This window comes from Sphingomonas sp. MA1305, assembly GCF_016107325.1.
GTDB lineage: Bacteria > Pseudomonadota > Alphaproteobacteria > Sphingomonadales > Sphingomonadaceae > Sphingomonas.
In genome coordinates this window covers 759,419-772,087 of record NZ_RCVT01000002.1, presented here as the reverse complement: position 1 = coordinate 772,087, position 12,669 = coordinate 759,419, and the positions used below count along the sequence as shown (strand labels likewise).

Below are 12,669 nucleotides of genomic sequence, written 5' to 3'. Positions count from 1 at the left end.
CCCCGTCGGCGGGGAAGATCGTCAGCCGGCGTAGGCCTTCACCAGATCGTACAGATAGTCGCGCCCTTCGTAGAGCGACTTCACCCCGATCCGTTCGTTGAGGCCGTGGATGCCGCCGCCGTCCTTTTCGACGAACAGGCCGGGCATGCCGTAGACCGGGATGCCGATCGCCTCGAAGAAGATGCCGTCGGTGGCGCCGGTCGACATCAGCGGCACCACAGGCGTGCCGGGAAAGTACCGTGCCGCGACGCGGGTCGCCGGACCGACGATCTTGGGATCGAGCGTCGGCGGGATCGCGGTCGGGCGGACCGGCTGGTTGGCAGTGACCTTGACCGTCGTGCCGGCCAGCCGCTGCAGCGTCGCGAGCGTGCCGTCGACCGTCTCGCCGGGGAAGATGCGGCAGTTGATGTTGGCGGTGGCGCGCTGCGGCAGCGCATTTTCGGCATGGCCGGCGTTGAGCAGCGTCGCGACGCAGGTGGTGCGCAGCGTCGAATGGAACGCCTTGTCGCGGCTGACGATCGCGTCGGCGGCGGTGTCGTTGGGGTTGGCGAGCAGCCGCGTGATCGCCTGCCCCATCGCGCCGCCTGCCTGTTTCGCGGTGGCGGTGAAATAGGCGCGCGTCGTGTCGGTGAAGCGGATCGGAAATTCGTAGCCCTGCACCGCCTTCACCGCGTCGACCAATTGGTAGATCGCATTGTCGGGCACGGGCTGCGAACTATGGCCGCCGGGGTTGGTGGCGAGGAAGGTGTAATTCTGTGCCGCCTTCTCGCCGACCTGCACGGCGAGCAGCTCGCGCTTGCCGTCTGCGGTGAGCCGCCCGCCGCCACCCTCGTTCAGCGCGAACTCCGCGGCGATCAGGTCCGGCCTGTTGGCGGCGAGCCATTGGGCGCCGTTGAAAGCATAGGTCGTCTCCTCGCCGCAGGTCAGCGCGAGCTTGATCGTGCGCCGCGGCGGCGGCCCGGCACGTTTCAGGCGGATCATCGTGTCCGCCCAGATCGCGCTCATCGCCTTGTCGTCGACGGTGCCGCGGCCGTAATAATAGCCCCCCTCCTCCGTCAGTTTGAACGGATCGCGGACCCAATCCTCGCGCTTGGCGGCAACGACGTCGAGGTGACCGAGCAGCAGCATCGGCTTGGCCTGCGGATCGGAACCCCTAAGCACGGCGACCAGGCCACCGTCCTGCGGATGATCGGGCGTGGAGAAGAGCGTGACGTCACCAGCGGCGAAGCCCGCGGCCTTCAGCCTTTCGGCGATCTGCGCCGATGCCTGGGTGCAGCTGCCGACGCCGACCACAGTGTTGGTCTCGACGAGCTGCTTATAGAGATCGAAGAAGGCGCGCTCGTCGGGGCGCTGCTGCGCGGACGCCGCCCCGGCACTGCAGAGCGCGATCGCCGCGGTGGCAAGGCCGGTCATCGTGCGCGTCATAAGTCCCCCTGATCGGTGCCGGAGGAATAGAGCGCGATTGCGGGCAAAGCGCAACGGGCCCCCTCCCGCAAGCGGGAGGGGAATAACGGTTACTCCGCCGCGACCAGCTCGACCGTGTCGTCGAGGGCGTGCGTCTGACGCGAGAGCATTTCCTTTGGCACCACCTGCCAGAACCGGCCGAGCGCCTGATCCCAGTCGGCGAGCAGGCCCTTCGACCAGCGGCTGTCGGTCGCCGCGGCATGCCGCTCGACGAGGTCGCGCAGCACGCCCTCCCAATGCGCCGAGGCGATCCGCTGCCAGACGATGTTCTCCGGATTGGCGCGGCGTTCGAACGCGTCGTCGCCATCGTAGACGAAGGCCATGCCGCCGGTCATGCCGGCACCGAAATTGGCGCCGGTGCGGCCGAGCACGACGGCGATGCCGCCGGTCATATATTCGCAGCCGTTGGCGCCGCAGCCCTCGACCACCACGGTCGCGCCCGAATTGCGCACCGCGAACCGCTCGCCCGCCTGCCCCGCGGCGAGCAGCGTGCCCGAGGTCGCACCGTAGAGCACGGTGTTGCCGACGATCGTATTGTCCTGGCTGGCGAGCGGCGACGACACCGCCGGCCGCACGATGATCGTGCCACCCGACAGGCCCTTGCCGACATAATCGTTGGCGTCGCCGAACACCTCGAGCGTGACGCCCTTGCACAGGAAGGCGCCGAGCGACTGGCCGGCGCTGCCGCGCAGCCGGACGGTGACATGGCCGTCGGCAAGCTTGGCCATGCCGAAGCGGCGGGTGATCTCGCTCGACAGGCGGGTGCCGACTGCGCGGTGCGTGTTGCGCACCGAATAGGTCAGCTGCATCTTCTCGCCGCGCGCGAAGACCGGTGCGGCGTCCTTGATGATCTGCGCGTCGAGGCTGTCGGGCACGTCGTTGCGGAAGGTCGACAGCGAGAAACGCCGCTCCGCGTCGGTCGCGTCGACCTTGGCTAGGATCGGATTGAGGTCGAGGTCGTCGAGATGCTCGGCACCGCGGCTGACCTGCCGGAGCAATTCGGTGCGCCCGATCACCTCGTCGAGGCTGCGGCAGCCGAGCCGGGCGAGGATGTCGCGCACCTCCTCGGCGATGAAGGTCATCAGGTTGATGACCTTTTCCGGCGTGCCGGTGAATTTGGCGCGCAACCGCTCGTCCTGCACGCAGACGCCGACCGGACAGGTGTTCGAGTGGCACTGGCGGACCATGATACAGCCCATGGCGACTAGGCTCAACGTGCCGATGCCGAATTCTTCCGCGCCGAGGATCGCGGCGACGACGATGTCGCGTCCGGTCTTCAACCCGCCATCGGCGCGCAGCCGCACCCGGCCGCGCAGGCCGTTGAGGGTCAGCACCTGATTGACCTCGGACAGGCCCATTTCCCACGGCGTGCCGGCATATTTGATGCTCGTCTGCGGCGAAGCGCCGGTGCCGCCGACATGGCCGGAGACGAGGATGACGTCGGCATGCGCCTTGGCGACGCCCGCCGCGACCGTGCCGATGCCCGCCGAGCTGACCAGCTTGACGCAGACGCGTGCGCGCGGGTTGATCTGCTTCAGATCGTAGATCAGCTGCGCCAGATCCTCGATCGAATAGATGTCGTGGTGCGGCGGCGGGCTGATCAGCGTCACGCCCGGGGTTGCGTGGCGCAACTTGGCAATGAATTCGGTGACCTTGAAGCCGGGCAGCTGGCCACCCTCGCCGGGCTTGGCGCCCTGCGCGACCTTGATCTCGATCTCCTCGCAGGCGTTGAGATATTCCGCCGTGACGCCGAAGCGGCCGGACGCCACCTGCTTGATCGTCGAATTGGCGTTGTCGCCATTGGCGTAGGGCGTGTAGCGCGCCTTGTCCTCGCCGCCCTCGCCCGACACCGCCTTGGCGCCGATCCGGTTCATGGCGATCGCCAGCGCCTCGTGCGCCTCCGGCGACAGCGCGCCGAGCGACATGCCCGGGGTGACGAAACGCTTGCGGATTTCGGTGATCGCCTCGACCTGGTCGACGGGCACGCCCTCAGCCGGAAAGTTGAATTGCAGCAGGTCGCGCAGATAGACCGGCGGCAGGTCGGCGACGCCGCGGCTGAACTGCATGTAGCTGGTGTAGCTGTCGGTCGCGACCGCGGTCTGCAGCAGGTGCATCAGCTGGGCGGAATAGGCATGGGTCTCGCCGGTGTGACGCTGGCGGTAGAAGCCGCCGATCGGCAATTTGGCGACACCCTCGTCCCACGCCTGTTCGTGCCGCATCATCGCGCTGTGGTGAAGCGAGGCATAGCCTTCGCCCGAGATCTTGGCGGGCATGCCCGGGAACAGGTCGTTGACCAGCGCGCGGGACAGGCCGACCGCTTCGAAATTATAGCCGCCGCGATAGGAGGAGATCACCGCGATCCCCATCTTGCTCATGATCTTGAGCAGCCCCTCCTCGATCGCGACGCGATGACGGGCGAGGCAGGCGTCGAGGCTGAGGTCGCCGAACAGGCCGCGTGCCTGCCGATCGACGATTGCCGCCTCGGCCAGATAGGCGTTCACCGTGGTCGCGCCGACGCCGATCAGCACCGCATAATAGTGCGTGTCGAGGCATTCCGCCGACCGCACGTTGATCGAGGCGTAGGAGCGCAGGCCCTTGCGGACGAGATGCGTGTGTACCGCGGCGGCGGCGAGCACGCCGGCGATCGCGACGCGATCCTCGGAAACATGCTCGTCGGTCAGGAACAGCTCGCTCTTGCCCTGGCGCACCGCCTGCTCGGCCTCGTTGCGGATGCGCTGGATCGCGGCGCGCAATTTCTCCGGCCCGCCCTCGGCGTCGAAGGTGCAGTCGATCTCGCTCGCGCTGCTGCCGAAATGGGTGCGCAGCCGCGCCCAGTCCTGCCCCGTCAGCACCGGCGAATCGAGCACGAGCACGCGCTCGCGCCGGTCCTCGGTATCGAGGATGTTGGCGAGATTGCCGAACCGGGTCTTGAGCGACATCACGTAGCGTTCGCGCAGACTGTCGATCGGCGGGTTGGTCACCTGGCTGAAATTCTGGCGGAAGAACTGGCTGATCAGCCGCGGCTTGTCGCTGATCACCGCGAGCGGCGTGTCGTCGCCCATCGATCCGACCGCTTCCTTCGCGCCATCGACCATCGGCGACAGGATCAGCTCCATATCCTCCAGCGTCTGGCCGGCGGCGACCTGGCGCCGGGTCAGCTCCGCGCGATCGAAGCGCACGGTCGCGTCCGCCACCTCGGGCAGGTCGCGCATCGCGTGGAATTCGCCGATCATCGCGGCATAATCATGCTCGGCGGCGATCCGGTCCTTGACCTCGCGATCGTTGAACACGCGGCCCTCGTCGAGATCAACGGCAATCATCTGGCCCGGCCCGAGCCGCCCCTTGGCGACGATCGTCGATTCGGGCACCACCACCATGCCGCTTTCCGAGCCGACGATCAGCAGCCCGTCGGCGGTTTGCGTATAGCGCAGCGGGCGCAGCGCGTTGCGGTCGACGCCGCCGACGGCCCAGCGCCCATCGGTCATCGCCAGCGCGGCGGGTCCGTCCCACGGCTCCATCACCGAGGCGAGATACTGGTACATGGCGGCATGATCCGCCGGCGTATCGAGGTCCTTCTGCCACGCTTCCGGCACCAGCATGATCTTGGCGGTCGGCGCATCGCGCCCCGACCGGCAGATCGTCTCGAACACCGCATCGAGCGCGGCGGTGTCGCTGGCGCCAGCCGGGATCACCGGCTTAATGTCCTCCGAATTGTCGCCGAACGCGGTCGCCGCCATCCGGATCTCGTGGCTGAGCATCCAGTTCTTGTTGCCGCGGATCGTGTTGATCTCGCCATTGTGCGCGAGGCAGCGGAACGGCTGCGCCAGCCACCATTGCGGGAAGGTGTTGGTGGAATAGCGCTGGTGGAAGATCGCGACGCGGCTTTCGAACCGCTGGTCCTGCAGGTCGGGGTAGAAGACCGACAGGCTCTCGGCGAGGAACAGGCCCTTGTAGACGATCGAGCGGCAGCTCAGCGAGCAGATGTAGAAGCCCTGAATCTGCGCGGCGATGACCCGCTTCTCGATGCGGCGGCGGATCAGATAGAGGTTCTTCTCGAACTCTGCGGCGCTGACCTCGTCCGGCATCGGGCCGGCGATCATGATCTGCTCGATCTCGGGCCGGGTTGCCTGCGCCTTCATGCCGATGACGGAGACGTCGACGGGCACCTGGCGCCAGCCGTAGATCGTATAGCCCGCCTCGATGATCACGCTCTCGACGATCGTCCGGCAGCTTTCCTGCGCGCCGAGGTCGGTACGGGGCAGGAAGATCATCCCCACCGCAAGCCGGTTGGGCAGCACCTTGTGACCAGACGCGACGACCGCATCGTCGAAGAAGCGGTGCGGCAGGTCGATGTGCAGGCCGGCACCGTCGCCCGTCTTGCCGTCGGCATCAACCGCACCGCGGTGCCACACCGCCTTCAGCGCGTCGATCGCCGACTGGACGACGCGGCGCGACGCACGTCCGTCGGTCGCGGCGACGAGGCCGACGCCGCAGGCGTCGCCCTCATAGTCCGGGCGGTACATGCCGTGCTCGGCGAGATACCGGCGCTGGTCGGTCATCGTCGTGATCCTACTTTCCGGCAGGCGCGCCGAGCGCGTTGACGCGCTGGATGATCTTCGGGAAGGCGTCCATACCGGCCTCGCGGCCGATCGCCCGGCCCTGTTCGGACATCACCTTCTGGATCGCGGGCTGGGTCTGGATCAGCTTCGCCCCCGCCGGCGATCGATAGAAGCTCAGGATCGCCTGCAGTTCCGTCTCGCTGAACGAGCGGCTGTATTCCTCCGACAGGGCGGCGGCGATACTGTCGTAGCGCGCCCGATAGGCCGCGCCGATTTCCTCGGAGACGATCTTCGACACCTGCGCCTGTCCGTCGGCGGTCGACAGTCGCGCCTTCAGGGTGGCGGGAATGGCGGGATCGCGCTGCATCGCGGTGATTACATTGGTCGACACCAGCGGCATGATCTGCGCGAAGACGGGATCGAGCGTCTGTTCGATATGCATCGCCGCGACGATGCTCCGCGCGGTCGCGATCGTACCGGCCCCCGTGCCCTGCGCCGCCACCGGCGCGCTGGCCAAAGCCGCCGCCACCAGAAGACCGTTCCGCATCATGCCGCCACCCTCTCGCGCTTTGCCTTGGCCTTCAGCCATTTGTGCATCGCCCCGGCGACGTCGCGGCCGTCCCGGATCGCCCAGACGACCAGGCTCGCCCCGCGCACGATGTCGCCCGCGGCAAAGACGCCGTCGAGACTGGTCATCAGCGTCTTGCCGTCGACCAGCACCGTGCCCCAGCGCGACACGCCGAGTTCCGGTGCGCCGAACAGACCGGGCAGATCTTCCGCATCGAAGCCGAGCGCCTTGATCACCAGATCGGCCTGCAGCGTGAAGTCGCCCGCCGGATCCGCCTCGGGTGCGCGTCGACCGCTGGCATCTGGGGCACCGAGCCGCATTCTCCGTGCGCGGACGGTGCCATCCGGGTCGAACGCGGCGGGGGCGGACAGCCACACGAACTCCGCACCCTCTTCCTCGGCATTGGCGACTTCGCGCTGGCTGCCGGGCATGTTGGCGCGATCACGGCGGTAGAGACACTTCACCGACGCCGCGCCCTGGCGGATCGCGGTGCGGACGCAATCCATCGCCGTGTCGCCGCCGCCGATCACCACGACATGCTTGCCGGCGGCGTCGAGCGCGCCACTGTCGAACGCCGGGACGGCGTCGCCGAACCCCTTGCGATTGGAGGCGATCAGATAATCGAGCGCGGCGACGACGCGGTCGTCGGGCGTGCCGAGATCAAGGTTGCGGGCGCGATAGACGCCGGTCGCGATCAGCACCGCATCATGACGCTGCCGCAGTTCGTCGAGGCTGGCCTGTTCGCCGACCGAGAAGCCGCTGTGGAAGACGATGCCGCCGTCGCGCAGCCGGTCGACGCGCCGCATCACCACCGGCTTTTCCAGCTTGAAACCCGGGATGCCGTAGGTCAGCAGCCCGCCGGCGCGATCGTGGCGATCGTAGACGTGGACGTCATAGCCATGACCGCGCAGATATTCCGCCGCCGACAGCCCCGCCGGACCCGCGCCGATCACCGCCACCGACTGGCCGCGCGCCGGCCCGGGCGCCAGCGGCTCGACCCAGCCTTCCTCCCAGGCGGTATCGGTGATGAACTTCTCGACCGAGCCGATCGTCACCGCGCCATGGCCGCTGAACTCGATGACGCAATTGCCCTCGCACAACCGATCCTGCGGGCAGATGCGGCCGCAGATCTCCGGCATCGTCGAGGTGGCGTTGCTCAGCTCATAGGCTTCGCGCAGCCGCCCCTCCGCGGTCAGGCGCAGCCAATCGGGGATATGATTGTGCAACGGACAATGGACCGAGCAATAGGGCACGCCACATTGCGAGCAGCGGCCCGCCTGCTCCTCCGCCGCGGGTGGGGCGTAGCGCGCCGCAATCTCCCGGAAATCGTCCGCGCGATCATCGGCAGTGCGCTTGGCCGGATAGGCCTGCGAACGACCGACGAACTTGAGCATGGAATCGTGCGCCATGGGGCCTCCTGATCGTGCCGCTACGCACGATCGAAGCCTTTGTCACGCACAAAACGAGCGTTATGGAACCTATTCTTACCTAATTCGAGCTAATCGTGCGCTGGAAGCGGTAACGAGAGGCGGCGCTTGCCGAAATAGGTAAATATTCGGACCTAACGCATCTGCAGGGCGATCAGCGCGATCGCGCCGACGACGATACGATACCAGGCAAAGGGCGCAAAGCCGTGCCGGCTGATCACCGTGATGAACCAGCGGATCACCAGAAGCGCGACGATGAACGACACGACGAAGCCCACCGCGATCGCCAGCCAGTCGCCCTGGCCAAGCGTCGCGCCCGACTTGAGCAGGTCGTAGCCGCTTGCCGCCAGCATCGTCGGAATGGCGAGGAAGAAGGAGAATTCGGCCGCCGCCTGGCGATCGACGCCAAGCGTCAGCGCCCCCATGATCGTCGCGCCCGACCGGCTGACGCCGGGAACCATCGCCAGACACTGAAGGACGCCGATCCCGAGTGCGGTGGTGGCGGGCATCGCCTCGACCGAATCGATGCGGACGCGGCGTACCAGCCGCTCGATGACGAGGATCGCGACGCCGCCGACGATCAAGGCGACCGCCACCACGGTCGGCTTTTCCAGCAGCGCCTTCACCGCCTTGTAGACAACGAGGCCGATCGCCATCGCCGGCAGAAAGCCGAGCACGACATTGCGGACGAAGGCGATCGCGCGGCGCTCGCCGGCGAACAGGCCGATCGCGACGCCCCAGAAGCGCCGCCAGTAGAGGACGATTACCGCCAGGATGGCGCCGAGCTGGATGACGATGTCGAAGGTCGCAGTGCCCTTGTCCTGCACGCCGAGAAGCGTGCCGGCGAGGATCAGATGGCCGGTCGACGAGACGGGCAGGAATTCGGTCACCCCCTCGACGATGCCGAGGAGGATGGCGGTCAGGAGATCCATGCTCGATCCTTCAGACGTGGAGCTTGGTGGCGGCGCGACGGCCGAAGCGGCCGAGACGGCGGAAGCGCACTAGCCATTCGGGGGCGACGGAGGCGAGCGGCGTCGGGGTCACGCCCAATGCAGCGAGGCCATCAGCCCCCGGCGCGACGACATTGTCGCGCTGGAGCATCTGCCACTGGTCGACGGTGATCGGCGCCAGCGGCAGCCGGGCGAGCAGCGCGCCGGCAGCATCAGGCAATTCGACGATCGACGGCGACCGGCCGAGCGTCGCGGCGAGCCAGCGAATGATTTCGCCCATCGTCATCACGTCGGGGCCGCCGAGTTCGAAGGTACGGCCGGCATGGTCCGCCGCCAGCGCAGCCGCGAAGGCGTCGCCGACATCTGCCGCGAACACCGGCTGGAACTTGACCGGCGCCCGCAACACCGGGACGACCGGGAACTTCTCGATCATGCCGGCAAAGCGATTGAGGAACTGGTCCTCGCGACCGAAGACGATCGAGGAACGCATGATCACCGCCCCCGGGAAGGCGGCACGCACCGCCTCCTCGCCGCGCCCCTTGCTGCTGCCATAGGCGGAGGCGGCGGCGGGATCGGCGCCGATCGCCGACATATGCACCATCGCCTCGGCCCCGGCGCCGGCCGCCGCCTCGGCGACGTTGCGTGCGCCCACCACATGGACCGCATCGAACTTGCCCTCAAGCACGCCGACGAGGTTGACGACCATGTCGGAGCCGACCACCGCCCGATGCACCGTGTCGGACCGGGTCACGTCGGCAGCGACAAACTGCATCTGGCCAAGGCCGCCAAGCGGCTTGAGGAACCAGGCATGGCGGGGATCGCGCTCGGCGACGCGAACGCGCGCGCCCGTGCGCAGCAGCGCCTGCACCACGTAACGGCCGACGAAGCCGCCGCCGCCGAACACCGTAACCAGTTTGTCCCTCATGATCGGCCCTTCTCGCACCTGGCTAAATCGCCGTGCCGCCCTTGCCGTGCGAAAGGCGTGTTGACAAGGCACATGACCCACCCCTAAAGGCCGCCGCCTACCCCGTGCCCAGATGGCGGAATTGGTAGACGCACCAGCTTCAGGTGCTGGCGATCGCAAGGTCGTGGAGGTTCGAGTCCTCTTCTGGGCACCATTTTCCATTCATCGCGATCAAATTGATCGTTTATAGGCTTGACGCCCCCAAAGGCGGCCGTACGGCTGCTCCTTAGTCAAAGGAGCAAGCTATGACTGATGAAACTTCTGGTCTGAACGCTGTTGAGTTAGCAACCGAGTTGACGATTGCTTGGCTCGGCAATCCCAACACTCGCACCAGCGCCGACGAGGTGCCGGCGTTCCTCGGCAAGATGCACGACACCGTCCGCGGTCTGCTTGGAGCGGTCGATACCGCTACGGAAACCCCGGCACAGACCGAGTATACCCCGGCAGTGTCGGTCCGGAAATCCTTGGCGTCGAAGGATTACATCATCTCGATGATCGACGGTAAGCCGTACAAGACCTTGCGTCGCCATCTCGCTACGCATGGCCTCAGCCCCGATGAATATCGCGAGCGCTATGGCCTGAAGTCGGATTATCCGATGGTGTCGGAGAACTACTCCGAAAGCCGGCGCGCCATGGCGAAGAAGATCGGCCTGGGCCGCAAGCCCGGCGAGCGCCCGAGCGAAAACGCCGCCCGCCGTGGTCGCAAGACCGCCGACGCCGAGGCGTAACCCGGAAGGGGCCTGCGGGCCCCTCCCGTCCCTGCCATGTCACCGTGCCGCCTCAGCGAAAGCTGGGGCGTTTCGTTGCGAGGCGGGGCGACGGGACGTACAGTGTCGACCGCGTCGCGCGCCCTAGGAGCTTGAACCGTCACGCGCGCCGGGCGCAGTCTGCGTTCATTGCCCGAATACGCCCTTGCGATAGAGCAGGGTGATAGCGACGCGACGATTGCGCGCGTCATAGGGATCGTTGGGAATGATCGGCTCGCGATCGGCGACGCCCTCGATCCGTTCGAACCGCTGTTCGGGAATCCCCCCCAAGGCCAAACGGCGGCGCGTCGCCTCGGCCCGTCCGGATGACAGCATCCAGTTGTTCATCGCACGCGGATCGCCATAGGGCACGCTGTCGGTGTGGCCACGGATCATGATCGTGTTGGGGGTACCGGCAATCGTCTTGGCGATCATCCCGATCAGGTCAGACGCCTTGCCGTCGAGCATCGTCGTGCCGAGCGCGAACATGGAATAATCAGCGTCGTCGACTAGGTCGATGCGCAGACCGTCCTGCGTCGGTACGAACCGGATATGACTGGCAAGCTTGGCGAGGCTCGCCGAACTCTTGATCGCTGATTCGATCTGGCGCTTGATCGCCTCGAACGCCTTTTGATCCTCCGCGCGCGCGTTGGGATTGCGCAGCGACCCCTTTTCGCCGGTGCCGCTGCGCTCGCCGCCCGCGTTGGACACGGGGATGCCGATCGACGCGATCGGCGCCGCCGCCGCCTTCGGCCCGAGCTTGTTGTTGCTGACGATCGATTCGCCGCCGAGCACGCCGCTGCCGCCGAGGCCCAGCACCTTCTTGTCGATGATCGTCGGCGCGAAATAGTCGGCGATGCCCTTGCGCTGCTTCTCGGTGGTCGCGCCGAGCAGCCAGAGCAGCAGGAAGAAGGCCATCATTGCCGTCACGAAGTCGGCATAGGCGACCTTCCACGCGCCGCCGTGATGACCGCCGCCGCCTTCGCCAATGATCTTCTTGACGATGATGATCTTGGGCGGCTGGTTGTTGCCGTGCGGCGCAGCGCGGGCCATCGGATGCGTCCTTCCCGCTTACTTGCCGCGCAGGCCGTCGAACACCTCGGCGAAGCCGGGCTGGTTCTTGTGCGCGATGCCGCTCCGTGCCGCCTCGATGACGAGCGGCTGCGGATGGCCGTGCAATGAGGCGATGATGATCTGCTTGACGACGTGATAGATTGCGGCGTCGGCATGAATCACCTGCTTGAGCCGACCGGCAAGCGGATTGACGATGCCGTAGGCGAGCAGCACGCCCATGAACGTGCCGACCAGCGCCGAGCCGATCATGCCGCCGAGCACCGACGGCGGCTTGTCGATCGAACCCATCGTCTTCACGATGCCGAGCACCGCGGCGACGATGCCGAGCGCGGGAAGCGAGTCGGCAAGGCTGGTCAGCGTGTGCTCCGGCCCCTCGACCTCATGGTGATGCGTCTTGATCGCATGGTCCATCACCTCTTCGACCGCATGCACGTCCAGCGTGCCGCTGGAAACGACGACGAGGCGCAAGGTATCGGCGATCAGATTGACCAAGGTATGGTCAGCGAGAAGGCGGGGGTATTCGGCGAAAACCGCCGAGGACTTCGGATCCTCGACATGCGGTTCGAGCGCGATCGGGCCATCCATGCGCAGCATCTTCATCAGCTTGCTGACCAGGAAGATGACGTCGAGATAGTCCTGCTTCTTGTACTTCGGCCCCTTGAACACCTTGCCGAGGCCGCCGCCCATCGCCTTCAGTTCGGCACCCGAGTTGCCGATGATCAGCGCGCCAGCAGCGGCGCCGCCGATGATCAGCATTTCGTGCGGAATCGCCTCGAACACCGGGCCGAGCGCACCGCCGGTGATGGCGAAGCCGCCAAACACCATGCCGAGAAGGACAACAAGACCAATTGCAGGAAACACGGGCTACCCCCCAATGGCCGGTCCGTTCCGGCACCTGTCATGTCGGGTTAACCGGA

9 protein-coding genes and 1 tRNA gene are annotated in these 12,669 nt (G+C 66.7%); 2 read left to right on the top strand and 8 right to left on the bottom strand.

The genetic code is table 11. The features are described from left to right. Nucleotides 1-21: 21 nt before the first annotated feature. From D9601_RS11650 to D9601_RS11625, 6 genes are all read right to left on the bottom strand, one after another. Entirely contained in the window at nucleotides 22-1,425 is a 1,404-nt protein-coding gene (locus tag D9601_RS11650; RefSeq protein ID WP_198354165.1) for a M20/M25/M40 family metallo-hydrolase, read from the bottom strand. Between the two features lie 89 nt (nucleotides 1,426-1,514). After that, nucleotides 1,515-6,023, bottom strand: coding sequence for a glutamate synthase large subunit (gltB, locus tag D9601_RS11645; protein WP_198354164.1), 4,509 nt, complete (start codon nucleotides 6,021-6,023; stop codon nucleotides 1,515-1,517). 10 nt (nucleotides 6,024-6,033) lie between these two features. Then, the gene (locus D9601_RS11640) at nucleotides 6,034-6,573 is read right to left on the bottom strand and encodes a DUF2059 domain-containing protein (protein ID WP_198354163.1); all 540 of its coding nucleotides are present in this window, start codon (nucleotides 6,571-6,573) and stop codon (nucleotides 6,034-6,036) included. Continuing rightward, entirely contained in the window at nucleotides 6,570-8,000 is a 1,431-nt protein-coding gene (locus D9601_RS11635) for an NAD(P)-dependent oxidoreductase (protein ID WP_198354162.1), read from the bottom strand. Before D9601_RS11635 ends, D9601_RS11640 begins: the two co-directional genes overlap by 4 nt. Nucleotides 8,001-8,152: 152 nt before the next feature. Next, nucleotides 8,153-8,950: an undecaprenyl-diphosphate phosphatase gene (locus D9601_RS11630; protein ID WP_198354161.1), complete on the bottom strand. Its 798-nt coding sequence runs from the start codon at nucleotides 8,948-8,950 to the stop codon at nucleotides 8,153-8,155. A gap of 10 nt (nucleotides 8,951-8,960) precedes the next feature. Next, nucleotides 8,961-9,893: a complex I NDUFA9 subunit family protein gene (locus D9601_RS11625; protein WP_198354160.1), complete on the bottom strand. Its 933-nt coding sequence runs from the start codon at nucleotides 9,891-9,893 to the stop codon at nucleotides 8,961-8,963. Between the two features lie 106 nt (nucleotides 9,894-9,999). On the opposite strand from D9601_RS11625, the gene D9601_RS11620 reads away from it, so the two are divergent. Together D9601_RS11620 and D9601_RS11615 are read left to right on the top strand one after the other, a co-directional pair. Continuing rightward, nucleotides 10,000-10,086, top strand: a tRNA-Leu gene (locus D9601_RS11620). Between the two features lie 91 nt (nucleotides 10,087-10,177). After that, nucleotides 10,178-10,660, top strand: a complete 483-nt coding sequence (locus D9601_RS11615; RefSeq protein ID WP_198354159.1) for a MucR family transcriptional regulator — start codon at nucleotides 10,178-10,180, stop codon at nucleotides 10,658-10,660. A gap of 165 nt (nucleotides 10,661-10,825) precedes the next feature. Here D9601_RS11615 and D9601_RS11610 read toward each other — a convergent pair whose 3' ends face one another. Then, the gene (locus D9601_RS11610) at nucleotides 10,826-11,731 is read right to left on the bottom strand and encodes a flagellar motor protein MotB (RefSeq protein ID WP_198354158.1); all 906 of its coding nucleotides are present in this window, start codon (nucleotides 11,729-11,731) and stop codon (nucleotides 10,826-10,828) included. Nucleotides 11,732-11,749: 18 nt separating this feature from the next. Further along, nucleotides 11,750-12,613: a flagellar motor stator protein MotA gene (gene motA, locus D9601_RS11605; protein WP_198354157.1), complete on the bottom strand. Its 864-nt coding sequence runs from the start codon at nucleotides 12,611-12,613 to the stop codon at nucleotides 11,750-11,752. Nucleotides 12,614-12,669 lie beyond the last annotated feature (56 nt).